This window comes from Streptococcus bovimastitidis (genome assembly GCF_001885095.1).
Classification (GTDB): Bacteria; Bacillota; Bacilli; order Lactobacillales; family Streptococcaceae; genus Streptococcus; species Streptococcus bovimastitidis.
The window spans coordinates 632,331-653,136 of sequence record NZ_LZDD01000001.1 but is presented as its reverse complement, the minus strand read 5'-3'; the positions used below and the strand labels follow the sequence as shown (position 1 = coordinate 653,136).

The window sequence follows — 20,806 nt, the reverse complement described above, 5'->3', positions numbered from 1 at the left end:
TTTATTCTCCATCATAAGGAATTTTGATTGACAAAGCTAATTGTTCATGTGAGGATTCGTTTTTGATTTGACTATGTGTATCTAATAGGAGTTGATTAAAATAACTTGTTGATAATAGATTATTTAAGTCATCCTTTTGGAGATCAAGGTCAACCATTTGATAATAACTATTGAGATTTCCATTTTCATAAAAAAGGGTGATGATTAATTTTTTAATTTTCCATTTTGATAAGAGGTTTTCATGCAAATAGCGGAAAATCATTAGAACCTTATTGAGTTGATTTTGCGAATGGCATTCAGGAATATCACTACTTACTTCGACGTTTAAGGAAATGCCTTGTTCACTGTATTTGGCTTCTTCACCAATCAGAAAACTAGCTAGTAATGGTTCTTTTATCAGAACTGAAAGGTGGGTTAATGTATCGGTTTCTTCATCAATTATACTATCTAGATAGATTTTTAATTGATCATAATAGTGAATATCAACTAAACCATAAAGGACATGGAGATGATTCATAAATTTATGGGTTTGTGCTTGCAAGGCTGAGGCATATGTTGTAGTGTAAACTAATTGATCCATGGTATATATGGCATCGGCAGCCTTCCTTAGAAGAATTAAATAGCCTCTTAAATCGTTCTTAACAGAAATGGGAGAAATGGTGATGAGATAATCCTCGTCAATAAATCTAAAAAGCTGTTCATGCGCTTTTGTCAAATCAATCTTTGAAAAATAAGGAAATAGTTTTTCAATTTTTTGGCCCTGAATATTTTTTAAGGATAAGGCACTTTCGACAAGATTTTTGGCTGACTGATTAGTCAGAGTAATATGGTGTGTTCTATTGATAATAAAAACAGCATTATTTATCTGATCAAGCATTGCATTACGCTCTTCTAAAAGTTGGTAGATTTCGCTTGGCTCTAAATTATGTAATTGTTTTTTTAGACGTATGGCCATTAAACTAGTTACTAAAAGACTTGTGAGAATACAAATAAGTAAAGCAGATGTGTATTTTTGCTTACTATCATTAATGACATCATTCAAGGTCTTCAATTTCAGACCGACAGCGATTGCTCCAATTTGTTTTTTTTGTTCATCTCTTACAGGAATAAGATAACGAATTGATTTCCCGAGACTCCCATGGGCAGTTGAAATGACTTCTTTACCGCTAAGGACATTTTTTTCATCTCCACCTTGAAAAGGATGACCAATTTTTTCTGGATTTGGGTGAGTTAATCTGATGCCCTTCATATCCATGACGACGACATAATCTAAATCGTATTGATTTGCGACATCTTTTGTAAAGGATATGATTTTTGGATTTGTTTTCTTTACAGAAAGGGCCTCTTTTATATCACTATTTTGAGCTAACATCTTACCTGTAGACGTTAACAAATGGGTTTCTTGAACTTTGATGGAATTGTGGGTTTCGTGTATCATGATGGCGTAAAAAATGCTAGTTGTTAATGCTATCATAGTCACTAAAATTAATGAAAGACTTGCCCACAGTGAAAGTTTTTTTCTCATATTTTCTCCTATTATTTGAGTATAACACAGCGAAAAAGAGAGGACTAGTTTAAATTAATTAAAAAAGTTGAATTTCTTTAAATAATTAAACTATTTAAAAAATCTTTTTTTTTCTTTTTCAATAATCTATACTTTAGGTAATTCAAAAAGGGAGGTTGTATCATGGAAACAAAGCAAAAAAGTCATGGTCAAGCACAAGTTGTAACTAAGGATAAAAAGTCCTGGATGTCTTTCAAAGTTGGTTCTGTACCTTTGCCAGTCTATCTGATATTAGCAACTCTAATTTTCATTACAGGTTATCTACAACAACTACCTGTAAATATGTTAGGTGGTTTTGCCGTTATTCTATCTATGGGATGGTTATTAGGAACATTGGGAGCCAATATACCAGGATTAAAAAATTTTGGTGGTCCAGCCATATTATCATTGTTAGTTCCCTCAATTTTGGTATTCTTTAATCTCTTGAATCCAAACGTTTTAGAGGCAACAAATATTTTAATGAAACAAGCTAACTTTCTTTATTTCTATATAGCATGTTTGGTTTGTGGTAGTATATTAGGAATGAACCGTAAAATGCTTATCCAGGGTCTGTTTCGAATGATTATTCCAATGCTACTAGGTATGGTTAGTGCAATGGCAGTAGGGACCTTAGTTGGCGTGATTCTAGGAATGGAATGGAAACACGCTCTATTCTTTGTTGTCACACCTGTTTTAGCTGGCGGAATTGGTGAAGGAATATTACCATTGTCATTAGGATATAGTTCTATTACTGGAGTTGGTAGTGAACAGTTAGTGGCTCAACTTATTCCTGCTACCATTATTGGTAATTTCTTTGCAATCATGTGTACAGCCTTACTTAATCGTTTTGGGGAAAAACATCCTGAGTATTCTGGCAATGGACAATTAGTTAAAGTAGGCAATCATGAAGATATGGCTGATGCCCTTAAAGATAACTCAGGTGCATTAGATATAAAATTAATGGGTGGCGGTGTCTTAACAGCATGTTCACTTTTCATCGCAGGGGGCCTTTTACAAAGTTTGACAGGATTTCCGGGACCAGTTTTAATGATTATTTTAGCAGCTTGCTTAAAATATCTAAATGTCATTCCCCAAGAAACTCAGAATGGCGCAAAACAACTTTATAAATTTATCTCTGGCAATTTTACTTTCCCATTAATGGCAGGATTAGGACTTTTATATATTCCTTTGAAGGATGTGGTTGCTACTCTTAGCTGGCAATACTTTGTTGTCGTCATTTCAGTCGTTTTCACAGTTATTTCAGTTGGTTTCTTTGTTTCACGTTTCCTCAATATGAACCCTGTCGAAGCGGGAATAATTTCAGCTTGCCAGAGTGGTATGGGGGGAACTGGAGATGTTGCGATATTGAGTACTGCAGATCGAATGAATTTAATGCCTTTTGCTCAAGTAGCCACTCGTTTAGGTGGAGCGATAACAGTTATTACGATGACAGCAATTTTACGAATCATTTTTAAATAGATAATCTAAAAATATGTGAAAAGAGGATATTATTATGACAGTAGATTTAGGACAATTAGCATTAGACCAAGCGAAGACATTTGGTGGCAAATTAGAAGTAAACTCTAAAGTTGAAATTAATAATAAACATGATTTAAGTATTGCTTACACACCAGGTGTCGCAACAGTATCAAAAACAGTGGCTGAAAATGAAGAACTTGCTTATGAACTAACTACTAAGAAAAATACAGTTGCTGTAGTTAGTGATGGATCGGCAGTATTAGGGTTAGGAAATATCGGTGCGAAAGGCGCTATGCCAGTTATGGAAGGTAAGGCTGCTTTATTTAAACAATTTGCCAACGTTGATGCAGTTCCAATTGTACTTGACACAAATGATACGGAAGAAATTATCTCAATCGTCAAAGCCATTTCACCAACTTTTGGTGGCATTAATTTGGAAGATATTTCAGCTCCTCGTTGCTTTGCAATTGAACAACGACTTATTGAAGAATGTGATATTCCAGTTTTCCATGATGATCAACACGGTACAGCAATTGTAGTATTAGCCGCCATCTTTAATGCTATTAAATTGATTAATAAGTCAATTGATCAGGTTCGAGTTGTCGTAAATGGTGGTGGATCTGCAGGGCTTTCAATCACAAGAAAATTATTAGCTGCAGGTGCCAAACATGTCACTGTCGTTGACAAATTTGGCATCATTAATGAAAAAGACGGTAACAAATTAGAAGCGCACCATTTAGAAATTGCAAAATTAACCAATCGTGAGTTTCTTTCTGGTACACTTGAAAATGCCCTTGTAGATGCAGATATTTTTGTTGGAGTTTCTGCCCCAGAAGCATTAAAAGCAGAATGGATTAAAAATATGGCTGAAAAACCTATCATTTTTGCCATGGCAAATCCTGTTCCAGAAATTTTCCCAGATGAGGCTTTAGAAGCAGGAGCTTATATTGTTGGTACTGGTCGTAGTGATTTTCCAAACCAAATCAATAATGTTCTTGCTTTCCCAGGTATTTTCCGTGGAGCATTAGATGCGCGTGCTAAGAAAATCACGGTTGATATGCAAATTGCTGCAGCAAAAGGGATTGCCAGTCTAATTCCGGAAAATGAATTAACAACCACAAATATTATTCCAGATGCTTTCCAAAAAGGCGTAGCAGAAATTGTTGCTAAAAGCGTAAGAGAAGCAGTATCTGAATGATATGAAATCAGACTTCCTAATTTAAAAACCTAAGCATTTGCTTAGGTTTTTTTGAGGACTAGATTCTTTATTTTTCCTTTGATACAATAGTATTAGTTTTTGTAAAAAGAAGAAAGTGGGGGCTTATGGAAAATCATAAAAATGAATATGCTTTTAGTAATGAATCAATCATCTCTTATGTTTGGCGGGGTGTGCTTGTTGGGATTATTGCTGGTGTTATAGTTAGTTTATTTAGGCTTTTGATTGAGAAGTTATCGCATTTTGTGGTGTCTACTTATCAAGCAGCTTATGATAAACCAAGTCTAGTGTTAGCAATTTTACTTGTTAGTGTCTGCCTTATTATTTTAATTGGGTCTTTAACGGAATCAGAACCTGATATTAAAGGCTCAGGTATTCCTCTGGTTGAGGGGGAATTAAAGGGCTTGCTAGCACCACAATGGTGGCCTGTTTTGTGGAAAAAGTTCCTGGCTGGTGTTTTAGCTATTTCAATGGGCTTTATGTTGGGTCGTGAAGGTCCTTCAATTCAATTAGGGGCTATGTCAGCTAAAGGGATTGCCTCATTCTTAAAATCGAGTCGTTTGGAAAAACGAGTTTTAATTGCCAGTGGAGCAGCAGCTGGTCTTTCGGCTGCTTTTAATGCCCCAATTGCTGGTTTACTTTTTGTTGTTGAAGAGATTTACCATCATTTTTCGCGTTTGATTTGGATTACAGCATTAGTGGCTAGTTTAGTCGCTAACTTCATTTCTCTCAATATCTTTGGTCTCACACCAGTTTTGGCAATGCCTAAAGCTATGCCTTTTCTTAGTTTGAATCAGTATTGGTTATTACTTATACTAGGTGCCTTCTTGGGGATTTTAGGTTATTGGTATGAAGTGACTATTCTTACTTTACCTCGTTATATAGCGAAAATTGGACGAATAAGTCATCTCAGTCCAAAATACTATGCTTTACTTGCTTTAGTCTTGATACTTCCGATTGGCTATTTCTTCCCACAACTCTTGGGTGGCGGTAACGCCTTAATCATTAGTCTTTCTCTGAACCATACGAGTTTACTAGTTGTTTTACTTTATTTTATCTTACGCTTTATTGGAAGTATGGCTTCCTATGGCAGTGGGCTTCCAGGCGGCATCTTTCTTCCTATTTTGACTTTAGGTGCATTAGCTGGCTTGCTTTTTGGCCTATTTTTCCAAAGCATTGGCCTATTGGATAAGAGTTTTATGCCTTTATTTATCGTTTTAGGTATGGCAGGGTATTTTTCGGCTATTTCAAAAGCTCCGCTGACTGCCATGATTTTGGTTACGGAAATGGTAGGGGATTTGAAACCACTGATGGCTATCGCAGTAGTGACCTTTGTAGCTTACCTTCTTATGGATCTCCTAAAAGGAGCTCCTATCTATGAAGCAATGTTAGAAAAAATGCCTATTATCCCAGCTAAGGAAGTTTTGCAACCGACCTTATTAGAATTGACCGTAAGTGACCGGTTAGCCGGACGTTACGTTCGTGATTTGAAATTGCCTGCAAATGTCTTGATTACCACTCAAATTCATCACCAACAGTCGGAGGTTGTTTCAGGGGATACGTTATTGCATACTGGGGCAACACTATTTTTAGTGGTCAATGAGTCTGATTTAGGCTACGTCCGACAATTATTGATGACGGTCTAAAAATCTTCCGTTGAATTGTTGTCAAAGATTTGATAAGATGGTCTCTGGGTATCATGGAGATTTTGAAGGGAAAAAACAGGTCATGAAAATAGATAAAGTCTATAATAATAATGTTATTCAAATCATTAATGACAATCTTGAAGAAGAAATTGTCATGGGTCGTGGTATCGGTTTTCAAAAAAAGGTCGGTGATTTTATTGATGAAGCAAAGATTGAGAAACGCTTTGTTTTAAAAGATTCCAATCTCGCTAGTGAATTATCGAGTATCTACCAAGCATTATCACTTGTTGAAATTGAAACCATTTCAGCCATTATTGAACATGGTCAAGATGTATTAGATACTGTCTATGATTTATCACTTTATGTCTCCTTGGCAGATCATATTCATTATACTCTGGAAAGAGTAGCAGATGGATTGGTCATTTCTAATCCACTGACCTGGGAAATTCGTAAGTTCTTCCCCAAGGAATTTCAAGTGGGAAGGGATGCTTTGCTGATTATCCAAGAGAAACTTAAGGTGCAACTACCTGAAGATGAAGTTGCTTCGATTGCCTTGCACTTTATCAATGCTCAAAAAGATTCGGGTGCCATTAAAGATGGGCAAAAGATGGCTAAGATTGTGACCAGTATTATCGATATTGTTCGTTTTCATTATGGCAGTATCTCTGATCAAGATGCCTTATCATATAATCGGTTTGTCACTCATATTCAGTACTTTGCTCAGCGCGTGGTTAATGGGCTTGTTCAAGGTGCTAATGATAGTTTTCTGTATGATCAAGTTAGTCTTAATTATCCGGATGCCTTTGCTTGTACAGAAAAGATTAAATCCTATATAGAAGCCACTTATGACTTCCCAATGAGTAAGGATGAACAAGTATATTTGACTATCCATATTCAACGTTTAAAAACAGCAGCTGAAAATTAATTTTCAGTTTTTTTTATTTTTCTTAAAAAAGCGCTTGCAATTGAAAGTGCTTTCTGATATTATAATTTATATCATTAATGGATTGTTACTGGGAAGCAGGCAAAACCTAAATAGATACGAGATAGTAGTCACAGCTCTTGCTGTACTCTTATTTGGTATTTGTTTGGGTTTTTTCTATTTTCTAGAAAAGCAAATGATTATGTTTGGCTTATGTAAACCTGATACCCATTTGTTCATGTATGTCAACCGTAATCACAAATCAGAAAGGAGCCTAAAATGGCTAAAAAAGATTACACTGAGCTAGCAAAAGATATTGTTGCTCACGTTGGTGGTAAAGAAAACATCGTTGGATTAAAGCACTGTGTGACACGTCTTCGTTTTAATTTGAAGGATGAATCTAAAGCAGACGACAACTACTTGAAACAAAGAGATGGTGTTGTTACCGTTATTAAAGCAGGCGGTCAATATCAAGTTGTTATTGGTAATCATGTTCCTGATGTTTACGAAGATGTTCAAAAAGTTGCCGGTATTGCTGGTGGTGGTTCATTAGACATTGATGAAGGTGACGCACCTAAAGGTAATTTATTCGACCGTTTCGTTGATTTAATTTCAGGTATTTTCCAACCTTTCTTAGGTCCTTTGGCTGCGGCTGGTATCGTTAAAGGTGTAGTTGCTATCTTAGCAGCAACTCTTGGTTGGTCCTCTCAAACAAATGCCCTCTATGCCATTTTAGAAGCAGCTGGAGATGGATTCTTCCAGTTCCTACCAATCTTAATTGCCTTTACATCAGCACGTAAATTCAGAATGAATGAGTTTACTGCGGCAGCGATTGCGACAGCTATGGTTTACCCAACACTGCCAACAACTGTTGGGGTTCTAACAAAAGCACACCTTGCTAATGTTATGGGAATTCCATTCCAATTGCCAAGTTCAGGATCTTATTTATCAACTGTAATGCCGGTTATCCTAGCTATTTGGATGGCATCTCACATTGAAAAGTTCATGAAAAAAATCACTCCAGATGTGGTTAAGGTATTCGTTGTACCATTTGTAACTATTCTTATTACTGTACCTGTAACTTTCTTGCTAGTTGGACCTATTGCAAACTTTGCATCTGATTTACTTTCAAGTGGCTTTACTAGCTTAATGAACTTTAGTCCAGTTCTATATGGCCTTTTACTTGGTGCTTTATGGCAAGTATTGGTTATGTTCGGACTTCACTGGGCACTTGTTCCTTTAGCTATTCTTCAATTTACGCAAAATCATTGGACAGATATCCTAATGGGGGCAGCGTTACCAAACTTTACACAAACTGGTGTTCTCTTAGCTATCATGCTTAAAACCAAAGAGCAAAAAGTTAAATCAGTTGCTATGCCAGCCTTTATTTCATCTATCTTTGGGGTAACTGAACCAGCTATCTACGGTGTTACATTACCAATGAAAACTCCATTCTATATTTCATGTGCTGTATCTGGTTTAATAGGAGCTGTTCTATCACTATTCAAAATTAAAATGTATGCTTTTGGAGCAATGGGTATCTTCCAATTCCCAGCTTGGGTTTCTCCAACTGAAGGTTTGAAACCAATGTGGATTGGTGTTGCACTTATGATCGCTGCAATCGTTATTTCATTTGCAGTTCAAATGATGGTTCCAGTACCATACCTTTACGGTGGTCCTCAAGCAGAAGTTGCTGCAGAAGAAGTTAAAGAAGTTGCACCATTAAAAGAAATTAACCAAGAAATTATTGCAAGTCCACTAAGTGGAGAAGTTGTTCCCTTAAATCAAGTACCTGATGAAGTATTTGCTTCAGGTGCTATGGGTAAAGGGATTGCTATTAACCCAAGTGAAGGTGCTGTTTATGCACCAACCAATGCAACAGTTACCTTAGTTTTTGCAACAAAACATGCTATTGGTCTCCAAACTGAAAATGGCGCTGAACTTTTGATACACGTCGGTATGGATACTGTTTCACTTGAAGGTAATGGTTTCAATGCCTTAGTAAAAGTCGGTGATCAAGTTGTTGCTGGACAAAAATTACTTGAATTTGACATGGATACCATTAAAGCAGCCGGTCTACCAGTAATCACACCTATCATCGTTACAAACACTGGTGTTTATGAGGATATCTTGGTCAGCCAAGAAGAAAAAATTGCTCAAGGTGACTATCTCTTAACAACAGTTAAAGTATAAAAATAGAAAATGTCTAATAACAATTAGACGTTTTCCTTGATTAAAAAAAGTAAGCGGTTACACATTTTATTTCAATTATATTATGAGGTATTTTATGAAAAAATCGATATTATTAATGAGCACTTTATTATGTTTAAGTTTAACTGCTTGTTCAGAAAAAAATGGTTCAAATGAAACTAAAAAAAGTTTTGATAATACGACAACTAAAACCATTGAAACTGGAAAAATTAAAGGTAATAAGGATAAAGAGAATAATGCACTTGAATGGTTAGGTGTTCCTTATGCTAAATCACCAGAAGGAGATTTACGTTGGAAATCTCCAGTGAAGCCCAATAAATGGAAGAAAACACTTGATGCGACAAAATATGGTAATAAGGCTATTCAATTTTCAAACGGAAAAGTTGAAGGCTCAGAAGACTCTCTAAATTTAGATGTCGTTCGTCCAGATTCTAATGAATCTAATCTTCCGATTATGGTTTATATTCATGGAGGTAATAATCAAACAGGTACTTCTCAAGAAATTAAAGGGAATACATTTGTTAATGATATAGATGCTGTTTATGTTTCAGTAAACTATAGACTTGGTGCTCTTGGATATAATCCACTAACAGCTTTAAAACATGGAAGTGAAGAGGAAAACTCCGGCAATTTTGGATTACTTGATATTGCACTTGCTTTAGATTGGGTTGAAGAAAATGCGGAAGCATTTGGTGGTGATGCTAAAAATATTACTTTGACAGGATTTTCTGCAGGTGGTCGTGATGTTATGGCTAGTCTAATTTCTCCACAATTTAAAGGGAAGTATCAAAAAGCAATTTCATTTAGTGGAGGTATGACCTTAGCTGATTCTAAAAATAGCCAAGAAATATTTGCTAAAGCAATTGCACCCCTAGTCGTTGAAGACAAAGTGAAAACTTCAGTTGAAGATGCTGAGAAATGGCTCCTTGAAGATACAAAAGAAGTTAGTGATTATCTTTATAACTTACCAGCTGAGCGTCTGGCACCTTTAATGGGAAATGCTGGAATTAGAATGTCTGTATTTCCTCACCTTTATAAAGATGGAAATGTCATTCCTTCAACTGGTTTTGAAGGCGCAGAATATAATGATGTTCCACTAATGTTATTGACAGGGACAAATGAATTCTCTCTATTTTCTGCTTTTGATAAAAAGTTTACGGCCGATTTCACAAGTGGTGAGCTTTTCAAAAATCCAGAAAAAATGAAAGAATTTAATTATGCTCGTCAATACGGAGGTCAGCTTTATCGTTTATCAAATGGAGTTGATAGTGCAAGAGTTATGCAAGATACTTATAAATCAAAAATCTATATTGGTGAAATTGGCTATGGTGATTCTGAAAAAGTAACACCAGAATTGGCTAAAACTTTGGGTGCTTTCCATGGTATCTTTGAACCTATGTTACAGAAACCATCAAATTATAAAGATTTTATCGGAAAATCATTTGAGACTGATGGTGCCAAAGAAATGTCATCTACTTTCAAAGCCTACCTTAAGAATTTTTTATATTCAGGTAATCCAAATAAAGATAAATTACCAGAGTGGAAAAATTGGTCAAATGAGAATTCTGTATTGAAGATAGACGCTAGTAAAAATAAGGCGAAAATTGAAACTAAAAAGGATTCAAAAACTGCCCAAGATGTTATTAAAAAGATGGATGAAGATACATCATTATCTGAAGAGAAAAAATCGGAAATCAATAAAACTGTATTAAATGGTCGTTGGTTTAGTGGTCCATTAGACGGAGAGTGAAAATGAAGACCTCATTCAAATGAGGTCTTTTTAGTGAATTTTTGGTGGATTGATGAGAGTACGGCTCTCTTTAGGTTTGGTATATTTTTTGCGATATTGACTTGGTGTTAGGAGATAATAGCGTTTAAATTGACGATTGAAATTTGAGAGATTATTAAATCCTATTTCATTCGCAATTTCTAAGACTGGTCGGTTGGAATTGATTAAGAGCTCACAAGCCTTGCTTAAGCGTACCTGGATGACAAATTCAGTACAAGATGTACCCGTGTGTTGTTTAAAGACGGTCATGAAGTGAGTTTTACTATAACCAATATAATTTGCTAAAAAGTCAATGCTCAAATTTTGTTGATAGTTATTATTGATATAATCAATTAACTGACGAATTTTCTCGTTTTTGCGGTAGGTATCATCTGTATTTTTTCGAACAACATAACGATAGTAGTAAAGTAAGTACATGAATTCATGTAACTTAGATTTTAATAGCATTTCAAAATGCCGATCTTCGTTTTTGGCAATCGAAAATATGGCAAACAAACAACTTTTGATTTCGTCATAACCTGGCATATGGGGTTTGATACAATAAACAAATTTATTAATGCTATTTTGTAAGGGTTGCAGGTAACGAAGACTGACTTGATCGACAACAGATGATCCAATCATATCCAAATGGAACTGAAAAGTATCTGTGACGTGTTTATTTTGTCCAATTGGATGAATGGAGTGCATGCCATTTGGTCTAACTAAAATAATATCGCCAGATTGACTATTGAAAAAATCATAATCAATGTGGTAGCGAGCTGTCCCTTCGTAGACATAAGTGACTTCTAACTCTGGATGCCAGTGGAATAATATATCAGGTCGACCATTTTTTACTTCATTGTGAAAATAACGATAAGGTAATAAGTGTCTTTGCTGTTCGTTTTGATGACGATTTTGTAATCTGGTGATGACCACTTTTTTCTCCTAACTTCCGATTCATATAATAGTATTATATCAAATAAGATAATATAAATCTTTTAAAAAAATATTATACTACTATAAATTTTTTGATTAAATTAATTTTTATTAAAGGTTTTTATAAAGGGTTTTTTGGACTATACCAATTTTAAAGAAAGAAATATTTTTTAATTAAGTTAAATTATCGAAAAAAGCAATTATTTTGGAATAAATGCATATGTCATAGTATAGTATTAGTAATCCAAATAATAGTGTTAGCTTTAGACTACAATATCACTTATACTGAATTTATTGGAAATGAAAAATATTTTTCGAAAACACGTGGATAAAATCTCCTTCTGCGTGTTTTTTCTTTTGCCATTATTTTTAGAGAGGATAGTATCATTATATAAGACAATAATGCAAGATTTTAATAGATAGAAGGACTATACTATAAGAAGAATAATGAAAGAGGTTTAAATAATGACAAAAATTCAATTTCCAGAAAACTTCCTTTGGGGTGGTGCAATTGCAGCAAACCAAGCAGAAGGAGCTTATAATGAGGGTGGTAGAGGTCTAGTTCAAACAGACGTGACTACTGGTGGTTCTGTTAATACACCCCGCTTTGCGACTTATATTGATAAAGATGGTAAAGCAGGAAAGTTAGCTTCAATGGGTCATACTGCAAAATTACCAGAAGGTGCAAATTTTGCTATTTTAGAAGATGAATATTACCCAAACCATGAAGCCGTTGATTTTTACCACCGGTATAAAGAAGATATTAAGATGTTCGCTGAAATGGGCTATTCTATCTTCCGTCTATCAATTTCTTGGGCTCGAATTTTTCCAACTGGTACTGAAACAGAACCTAACCAAGAAGGTTTAGATTTTTACCGTTCCGTCTTTGAAGAATGTCGTAAATACAATATTGAGCCATTAGTTTCTATTTGGCATTTTGATACCCCACTTGCATTAGAAGAAAAATTTGGTGGTTGGACTAATCGTCAATTGATTGATTTCTACGTTAAATATGCTGAAACGATCTTTAATGAATATAATGGTCTGGTTAAATACTGGTTGACTTTTAATGAAATCAACAATACTGTTATGTTCCTCGATATGTTTGGTGCTTCAACAACAGATGCTGATTATCAAGATGCATACCAACATTTACATCATCAGTTTGTAGCTTCTGCAAAAGCTGTTGAAATTGGACATAAAATCAACCCTGATTATAAAATCGGTAATATGATCTGTGGGATTACTTTCTATCCAGCGACTTGTGATCCAACAGATATTATTGCGACAGAACACAAATGGCAACAAGGAATCTATTACTGTGGTGATGTACAAGCCAAAGGAGCTTATGGAACTTATGCTAAACGTCTATGGCAGGAACATGGTGTTACTGTTGAAATGGCAGAGGATGATTTAGAGGTTTTAGCTAAAGGTAAAGTAGATTTCTACAGCTTCTCTTACTATATGTCAAATAATGTAACTACTCATGAAGTAACTGATAAGGTATCAGGAAACTTCTCTACTGGAGCTCGTAATCCTTACTTGGAATATTCAGATTGGGGTTGGGCACAAGATCCAACAGGATTGCAATACTATCTTGAAAAAATTTATGACCGCTATGAGATTCCACTCATGGTTGTTGAAAATGGTTTGGGTGCTTTTGATACTGTTGAAGAAGATGGCTCTATTCACGACGACTACCGTATTGATTATCACCGTTCACATATCAAAGCAATGTCAGATGCTATCGCCAATGGTGTTGACTTAATTGCTTATACAACTTGGGGTTGTATTGATATTGTCTCAGCGGGTACAGGTGAAATGCGTAAACGTTATGGTTTCATTTATGTTGATAAAGATGACCAAGGAAATGGAAGTTTTGATCGTACACCAAAAGATTCCTTCTATTGGTATAAAAAAGTCATTGCTTCAAATGGCCAAGATTTAGATTAAGAGATAAATCACTAGATTCTTAAGTTTATTGGTGTAAAACGTTTACATGTCATAAGACCCTCTTATTTCTGTAGCTTAGTATTTCTTTTTGATATACTAGAATTATAGATTAAGGGGGTTTATATGCTGGAAACTGTTTCAGAAGAATTATTAGCTTATCAGATGGATCTTTTAGATTCTTATATTACTCTAAATAAATCTGTTGAGCCAGGTGGATTTGTATTTGTTGGGGATTCAATTATTGAATTTTTTCCTTTAAAGAAATATTTGGGTCGAGAGCATCCCATCCATAATCGCGGGATTGCCGGAACTGATAGCAAATGGTTGTTAGAACATCTTGATCATCAAATAAGTGATTTAAAAGCTGGAAAAGTTTTTATATTAGTTGGCACAAACGATATTGGTTTGGGAACATCTATCGAAGAGATTAAGAGCAATTTATTAGAGATTGTAGCTCGATTAAAGAGGAGTAGTCCTTTTACGAGCATCCATCTCATGTCTGTTTTGCCGGTATCCAATTTAGACCAATATAAACAAACCGTCAAAGTAAGGAATAATCAGTTAATCGATGAGTTAAATAAAGTCATTCAAGAAATTCCTAATGTGATTTATATTGATTTAGTTCCTCCTTTAAAAATTTCTGAAAACGCCTTGGATCCATCTTTGACAAAGGATGGTCTCCATTTAAATTTAAGTGGCTATGAAAAAATAGCTAAGATTATTGCTACATATTTATAATAGTTTTTGATAATTGTGAAATGGGGTGATTGTGTGACGATTAAAATGATTGCTAGTGATATGGATGGTACTTTTTTAAATGATAGAGGGTCTTATGATCGGGAGAAATTTCTGACGATTTTGGACCGTTTGGATCAAGAGGGTATTCATTTCGTTGTAGCTAGTGGTAATAATATGGAAAGGCTCAATTTAATTTTTAAAGGACTTACAGATCGTATGTCTTTTGTAGCGGAAAATGGAGCCCATATTGTTGAAGAGGGTAGAACCTTGAAACGCCATATTCTCAATAAAAATGATGTTGCCTTATTTTTAGAATATTTTGCTGATAAAATGATTCCTTATGGGATTATTTTGTCTGGTCAATATTGCTCTTACATGCATAAAGATGCTAAGTTGCCTGAAGGATTTGCTATTGAGCCAGATCAACTCGAGCAATTCTTTGCCAATATTGAAAGAATTGAAGATTTCTCAAGTATCAGTGATCAAGATATCTTCAAAATCACCATGATGGTACCTATGGATGAATGCGACCAGGTGATGATTGATTTTAATAAGGGTTTCAAAGGTAATTTAACGGCTATTACTAGTGGATTTGGATCTGTTGATATTATTCAAACTGGTATCCATAAGGCCTGGGGTCTTCAATTATTAATGGACACGTATGAAGTTACTGAGGATCAATTGATGGCCTTTGGCGATGGTGGAAATGATATTGAGATGCTCCAATTAGCACACTATTCTTATGCGATGGAGAATGCGCCAGCTATTGTCAAAAAAGTTGCCAAATTTATTGCGCCTCACCATAAAGAAGAAGGGGTTCTTCAAGTATTAGAAGCCTTTTTAGCGAAAGCAAGTCCGGAAATGGACGGTCAAGACTGAGTTTATGGCTCAGTCTTTTTCAGTATGGAAATCAGAGGATAGTATTAGAAATTAAGATTATGGGACAAGAAATCGATTACAAAATGTGATAATCTTATCATAAGACTAAATATAAGGAGTTTAGAAATGACAAAGCAATTTCCTAAAGATTTTCTCTGGGGTGGCGCAACAGCTGCTAACCAATATGAGGGTGGTTGGAACGAAGGTGGACGTGGTCCAGCAACTTCAGATACTGCTCGTACAGTTGCACCAGAAGATCGTAAATCAATGGGTGGTGAATTTACTAGCCCAATGACACGTAAAAAATTAGATTTCGCTTTAAATGATAAAGAAGGTCTTTATCCAAAACGTTGGGGTTCAGATTTTTACCATCGTTACAAAGAAGATATTGCTTTGATGGCTGAAATGGGCTTCAAAACTTTCCGTATGTCTATCGCTTGGTCTCGTATTTTCCCTAAAGGTGATGAAGTAGAACCAAATGAGGAAGGGTTAGCCTTTTACGACGCTGTTTTTGATGAACTCAATAAGTATGGTATCGAACCACTTGTTACCTTATCTCACTATGAGTTTCCGATTCATTTAGTGACTGAATATGGTGGTTGGAAAAACCGTAAAGTCATTGATTTCTTTGTTCATTATGCCGAAACTGTTTTCAAACGCTATAGGGGCAAAGTTAAATATTGGTTGACTTTCAATGAAATCAATATCCTTGGAATGACTGGTTATCTTTCAGGTGGTCTTTTGTTTGAAGATGGCAAGCTAAACTTACAAGAAATGTATCAAGCTGTCCATCACCAGTTCCTGGCATCAAGTTTAGCAACTAAAGCTGCGCATGAAATTGATTCAGACAATAAAGTGGGAATGATGTTGGCTAGAATGGAAGCATACCCTGCAACTTGCCACCCAGATGATATCATGCAATCTATTCATAAAGATCATGAAAATCTATTCTTCTCAGATGTGCAAATTCGTGGAAAATACCCTTCATATATTAAACGTTTCTTTAAAGAGAATAATATTGAGATAGTTATGGAAGAAGGAGACGAAGCTATCTTACGTGATTATCCAGTTGAGTTCATGAGTTTCTCTTACTACATGTCTTCTGTAACTCGCCATCCTAAGAATCAAACTGATGAACAAAAAACAGCTGGTAACCTTATTTTAGGCGAAGCCAATCCTTATTTAGATGCATCTGATTGGGGCTGGCAAATTGACCCTGTTGGACTTCGTGTAACCTTAAATAAACTGTATGATCGCTACCAAATTCCATTGTTTATTGTTGAAAATGGTTTAGGTGCCTTGGATAAGTTGGAAGAAGACGGAAGCGTTCATGATTCATACCGTATTGATTATTTAGAGAAACATATCCAACAAATGTATGAAGCCATTGAAGATGGTGTAGAATTAATGGGTTACACAATGTGGGGTTGTATCGATTTAATCTCAGCATCAACCTCAGAAATGTCTAAACGTTATGGATTTGTTTATGTAGATGCCGACGACCAAGGAAATGGGAGCTTTGACCGTTATAAGAAAGATTCCTTCTATTGGTTCAAAGAAGTCATTGAAAATCAAGGAGCTAATATTTTAACTGAAGAATAATGAGATCTTAAATTTGTTGATACGGGAATTAAAGCATATTTTAGAAATATTAAAGATATCGAGAGGGGGTACTTGTTTATGAAATTATATCTTATGCGTCATGGAGAAACCCTATTTAACACACAAGGAAGAGTTCAAGGAGCATGTGATTCGCCATTAACTGAAAAGGGGATTGAACAGGCAAAGACTGTTAAAGATTACTTTGAAAAAGAGCATATTAAGTTTGATTATGCTTATTCATCTACCCAAGAGAGGGCAACTGATACAGCAAGATTGGTTTCAAATCTGCCTATAGTTCAATTGAAAGGCTTAAAAGAATGGAATTTTGGCATTTTTGAAGCTCAACCTGAGATGTTACTTCCTAAATCTAATCCTGAAGCTGATTCATTTGAAGACCTTCTTGTACCTTATGGTGGCGAATCAGTAGATCAAGTGAGTAAAAGAGTCAAAAAGACAATTCAGGACGAACTTAAGGATTTAGATTGTCAAAATGTATTAATGGTAACTCATGGTGGTGCCATGTGGGCTTTAGGTTTAGAATTAAACATCCCTTTCCCTCATCGCTTTCATTTAGGTAATTGTGCTATCTTTGAATTTGAATTAAATCACGGGGAGTTAACATTTTTAAATTTAATCGAGCCCTATAAAAATTTTGAAACTTTTTCATTCTCTAAAGGAGTTGAATCATGAATAAAATATTTTATTTAATGCGTCATGGACAAACCTTATTCAATGTTCAAGGGCGTATTCAGGGTGCTTGTGATTCACCGTTAACCGAACTTGGTATTGAACAAGCCAAAGCTGCGCGTGCGCATTTTGAAGAAGAGAAGATTACTTTTGATCACATTTATTCCTCTACCCAAGAACGGGCTTGCGATACTGCTGAGATTGTAAGTGGTCGTACAGATTTAATTCGTTTAAAAGGTTTGAAGGAATGGAATTTTGGTGCTTTTGAAGCACATCAAGAGTATCTTAATCCAGAATTACATAAAGAAGATGGTTCTGGCTATCGTGACTACTTTGTAGCTTATGGTGGCGAATCCAATACGCAAGTCTATGAACGCATGTATCAAACCATTAAAGAAGTTTTAGACAATGAAAAAGAAGAAGAAGTATCTCTTTTTGTCAGTCATGGTGCTTCGATTACACAATTTTATCGTCATATGACAGAAGATGCACCGATTTTGAAAAAACGCATGTCCAATTGTGGGATACTAAAAATTGCTTATGATGGTGAAAAAATGCAAATCTTATCAGTCTATAATCCCATGGACAAAGAATATTTATTTGATCGAAAAAGAATGGAATAACTAATTACATATGAACGCTTTTAATACACTTGCTCCAGTCTTCTTTATGTTGATTTTGGGCTATCTTGCTCGGCACTTTGAATGGATAAAGCCCCAAGATAAAAATGGGGCAAATGCCATTATCTTCACGGTGCTTTTCCCAATTTTGATTTTCCATTTAATGTTGCATGCGGAATTGAAATTGGCTACAGTACCGATTATCCTATACACTTTATTAGCCTTCGTGCTCGCTATTTTTGTAGGTAAACTCTTACGAAACTTCATTGGGGAGTCCCGTTCGCATTTTGCTCACTTTCTCTTGCCGACCGTTGAGGGTGGTAGTGTTGCTCTGCCATTATACTTATCAATCGTAGGGGTTTCAAGTAACACAGTTATCTTCGATATTGCTGGTTCCATTGCTGCCTTCTTAATCATTCCAATTATGGTTTCTAAAGCTGCAGCAAATGATACAAGTAATAAGGAGTTGCTTATTTCAATTGTTAAACACCCCTTTGTGATTGCTATATTTTTAGGTCTATTGGGTAACATTTTCCAAGTAGCAAATGTGATTGCCTCTAGTCCAATTGCCCCTGCCTATGAAGGAATTATGGCAAAAGCAACTGGACCAATCGGTGGGATGATTCTCTTTATCCTAGGTTATGATTTGAAACTTGATTTGGAAACGATAAAACCTCTGGCTAAATTAGCTTTGGTACGATTTTCATTTTACGCTCTGGTTATTTTAGGGTTTTTCCTACTATTCCCTAGTATGATGACTAATGAAAAATTTAAATTAGCTGTTCTTGTCTACTTTATGTGTCCGACAGGTTTTGCTTTACCTGCTATTATCTCACCTGTTTTTAAAACAGAGGAAGATGAATTATTTTCGGCCACCTTTATTTCACTTTCGTTAATGGTCACATTAATTGTTTACACACTTATCGTTATCTTTATGGTTTAATTACCAATATAAAAGAAGGAGAAAATTTATGTCTACAAAACAATTTCCAGATGGTTTCTTATGGGGTGGTGCTACAGCCGCTAACCAATTAGAAGGTGCTTATGATGCTGATGGCCGTGGTTTGGCCAACGTTGACCTTTCTCCAGTAGGAGAAGCGCGTCTTGACGTTATTACAGGTAAACGCAAGATGTTGGATTTCGAAGATGGTTATTTCTATCCAGCTAAAGAATCAATTGATTTCTACCACCGTTATAAAGAAGATATTGCTTTATTTGCAGAAATGGGCTTTAAAACTTTCCGTATGTCAATTGCTTGGTCTCGTATCTTCCCTAAAGGTGATGAGAGCCAACCGAATGAAGCTGGTCTAGCTTTCTATGAAGATGTTTTTAAAGAATGTCATAAATATGGGATTGAACCACTTGTAACCATTACTCACTTTGATATTCCAATGTACTTGGTTACTGAATATGGTGGTTGGAAAAACCGTAAATTAGTTGAATTTTACGGAAATCTTGTGACAGTACTCTTCAACCGTTACAAAGGTCTTGTTAAATATTGGTTAACATTTAACGAGATCAATGTCCTTCTTCATGCACCATTTATGGGAGCAGGAGTTATCTTTGAAGAAGGAGATGACCGTAACCAAGTCCTTTATACTGCAGCTCACCATGAATTGCTAGCGTCAGCATTAGCAACTAAAATTGGTCATGAAGTTGACCCAGAAAACAAAATTGGTTGTATGTTAGCAGCTGGTAAATTCTACCCATTATCACCTAAACCTGAGGATGTTTGGGCAGCTATGGAAAAAGACCGTGAAAATTATTTCTTCATTGATGTTCAATCTCGTGGTGAATATCCAGAATATGCATTGAAATTCTTTGAACGTGAAGGTATTGATATTGTCTTTGAAGAAGGCGACAAAGAACTTCTTAAAGAAAATACAGTTGACTTTGTATCCTTCTCATATTACGCAAGTCGTGCAGCTGAAGCAAATAAAGCTGATCAATCTGAAGCTAACCTCTTAGCATCATCTGAGAATCCATACTTAGAAAAAACAGAATGGGGTTGGGCAATTGACCCACTAGGTTTCCGTATCACTTTGAACGACCTTTACGATCGTTATCGCAAACCACTTTTCGTCGTTGAAAATGGCTTAGGAGCAGTGGACGAACCAGACGAAAATGGCTACGTTGCTGATGATTATCGTATCGATTATCTTCGTCAACACATTGAAGCAATGCGTGATGCCATCACAGAAGATGGTGTAAATCTTCTTGGTTACACAACTTGGGGCCCAATTGACCTCGTTTCTGCAGGAACAGGTGAGATGAAAAAACGTTACGGCTTTATCTATGTAGACCGCGACAACTACGGAAAAGGAACCCTCAAACGTTCTAAGAAAAAATCATTTGATTGGTACAAAAAAGTTATCGCTTCAAAAGGTGCTGACTTAGATTAAGTTTTTGCGAATAGTTGAACTTAGAAGCTTGAATGGAAAAGGAGTAGGAGTGAGATTTTTACAACATTACTTCTGTCTTCGCTAAAGAATTAATACTAATTGATTATTAGAAATGAAATGGCAGCTAAAAAGGCCGAAAACCCTTTTAGCTGTCATTCTTTTTTAATCTGGAGAGGATGTTGATTACGTGAAATTAGTGTATAA

Annotated in this window: 16 protein-coding genes; 14 read left to right on the top strand and 2 right to left on the bottom strand. The window is 35.6% G+C overall.

Annotated features, from left to right (window positions below; genetic code table 11):
• Position 1 precedes the first annotated feature (1 nt).
• Positions 2-1,525: a Spo0B domain-containing protein gene (locus A9Q68_RS03160; protein WP_071793238.1), complete on the bottom strand. Its 1,524-nt coding sequence runs from the start codon at positions 1,523-1,525 to the stop codon at positions 2-4.
• A 225-nt stretch (positions 1,526-1,750) separates the two neighbouring features.
• Here A9Q68_RS03160 and A9Q68_RS03155 point away from each other — a divergent pair, with 225 nt between their 5' ends.
• The 6 genes from A9Q68_RS03155 to A9Q68_RS03130 all read left to right on the top strand — a co-directional run bounded on the left by A9Q68_RS03155 (position 1,751) and on the right by A9Q68_RS03130 (position 10,767).
• Positions 1,751-3,022: a 2-hydroxycarboxylate transporter family protein gene (locus A9Q68_RS03155; protein WP_420806776.1), complete on the top strand. Its 1,272-nt coding sequence runs from the start codon at positions 1,751-1,753 to the stop codon at positions 3,020-3,022.
• Between the two features lie 34 nt (positions 3,023-3,056).
• Positions 3,057-4,220 carry an NAD(P)-dependent malic enzyme gene (locus A9Q68_RS03150; protein WP_071793236.1) on the top strand — a complete coding sequence of 388 codons (1,164 nt, stop codon included), beginning with the start codon at positions 3,057-3,059 and terminating at the stop codon, positions 4,218-4,220.
• Between the two features lie 125 nt (positions 4,221-4,345).
• Complete coding sequence (locus tag A9Q68_RS03145) at positions 4,346-5,884, top strand: ClC family H(+)/Cl(-) exchange transporter (RefSeq protein ID WP_071793235.1); 1,539 nt, start codon at positions 4,346-4,348, stop codon at positions 5,882-5,884.
• Between the two features lie 82 nt (positions 5,885-5,966).
• On the top strand, positions 5,967-6,809 hold the full coding sequence (gene licT, locus A9Q68_RS03140; protein ID WP_071793718.1) for a BglG family transcription antiterminator LicT: 843 nt from the start codon (positions 5,967-5,969) through the stop codon (positions 6,807-6,809).
• A gap of 276 nt (positions 6,810-7,085) precedes the next feature.
• Positions 7,086-8,999 carry a beta-glucoside-specific PTS transporter subunit IIABC gene (locus tag A9Q68_RS03135; RefSeq protein WP_071793234.1) on the top strand — a complete coding sequence of 638 codons (1,914 nt, stop codon included), beginning with the start codon at positions 7,086-7,088 and terminating at the stop codon, positions 8,997-8,999.
• 94 nt (positions 9,000-9,093) lie between these two features.
• Positions 9,094-10,767 carry a carboxylesterase family protein gene (locus A9Q68_RS03130; protein WP_071793233.1) on the top strand — a complete coding sequence of 558 codons (1,674 nt, stop codon included), beginning with the start codon at positions 9,094-9,096 and terminating at the stop codon, positions 10,765-10,767.
• A 30-nt stretch (positions 10,768-10,797) separates the two neighbouring features.
• Here A9Q68_RS03130 and A9Q68_RS03125 read toward each other — a convergent pair whose 3' ends face one another.
• Positions 10,798-11,721: an AraC family transcriptional regulator gene (locus A9Q68_RS03125; protein ID WP_071793232.1), complete on the bottom strand. Its 924-nt coding sequence runs from the start codon at positions 11,719-11,721 to the stop codon at positions 10,798-10,800.
• Positions 11,722-12,186: 465 nt separating this feature from the next.
• Between A9Q68_RS03125 and A9Q68_RS03120 the strand changes: the two genes are divergently transcribed.
• From A9Q68_RS03120 to A9Q68_RS03085, 8 genes are all read left to right on the top strand, one after another.
• Positions 12,187-13,674, top strand: coding sequence for a family 1 glycosylhydrolase (locus tag A9Q68_RS03120; RefSeq protein WP_071793231.1), 1,488 nt, complete (start codon positions 12,187-12,189; stop codon positions 13,672-13,674).
• Between the two features lie 123 nt (positions 13,675-13,797).
• Entirely contained in the window at positions 13,798-14,412 is a 615-nt protein-coding gene (locus A9Q68_RS03115; RefSeq protein WP_071793230.1) for a GDSL-type esterase/lipase family protein, read from the top strand.
• Between the two features lie 33 nt (positions 14,413-14,445).
• Positions 14,446-15,291, top strand: coding sequence for a Cof-type HAD-IIB family hydrolase (locus tag A9Q68_RS03110; RefSeq protein WP_071793229.1), 846 nt, complete (start codon positions 14,446-14,448; stop codon positions 15,289-15,291).
• A 126-nt stretch (positions 15,292-15,417) separates the two neighbouring features.
• Complete coding sequence (locus tag A9Q68_RS03105; protein ID WP_071793228.1) at positions 15,418-16,893, top strand: glycoside hydrolase family 1 protein; 1,476 nt, start codon at positions 15,418-15,420, stop codon at positions 16,891-16,893.
• Positions 16,894-16,965: 72 nt separating this feature from the next.
• Entirely contained in the window at positions 16,966-17,583 is a 618-nt protein-coding gene (locus A9Q68_RS03100; protein WP_106403993.1) for a histidine phosphatase family protein, read from the top strand.
• On the top strand, positions 17,580-18,203 hold the full coding sequence (locus A9Q68_RS03095; protein WP_071793226.1) for a histidine phosphatase family protein: 624 nt from the start codon (positions 17,580-17,582) through the stop codon (positions 18,201-18,203). The genes A9Q68_RS03100 and A9Q68_RS03095 overlap by 4 nt, the downstream gene beginning before the upstream one ends.
• A 10-nt stretch (positions 18,204-18,213) precedes the next feature.
• Positions 18,214-19,143, top strand: a complete 930-nt coding sequence (locus A9Q68_RS03090) for an AEC family transporter (protein ID WP_071793225.1) — start codon at positions 18,214-18,216, stop codon at positions 19,141-19,143.
• Between the two features lie 28 nt (positions 19,144-19,171).
• The gene (locus tag A9Q68_RS03085) at positions 19,172-20,602 is read left to right on the top strand and encodes a 6-phospho-beta-glucosidase (RefSeq protein WP_071793224.1); all 1,431 of its coding nucleotides are present in this window, start codon (positions 19,172-19,174) and stop codon (positions 20,600-20,602) included.
• Positions 20,603-20,806: the final 204 nt, after the last annotated feature.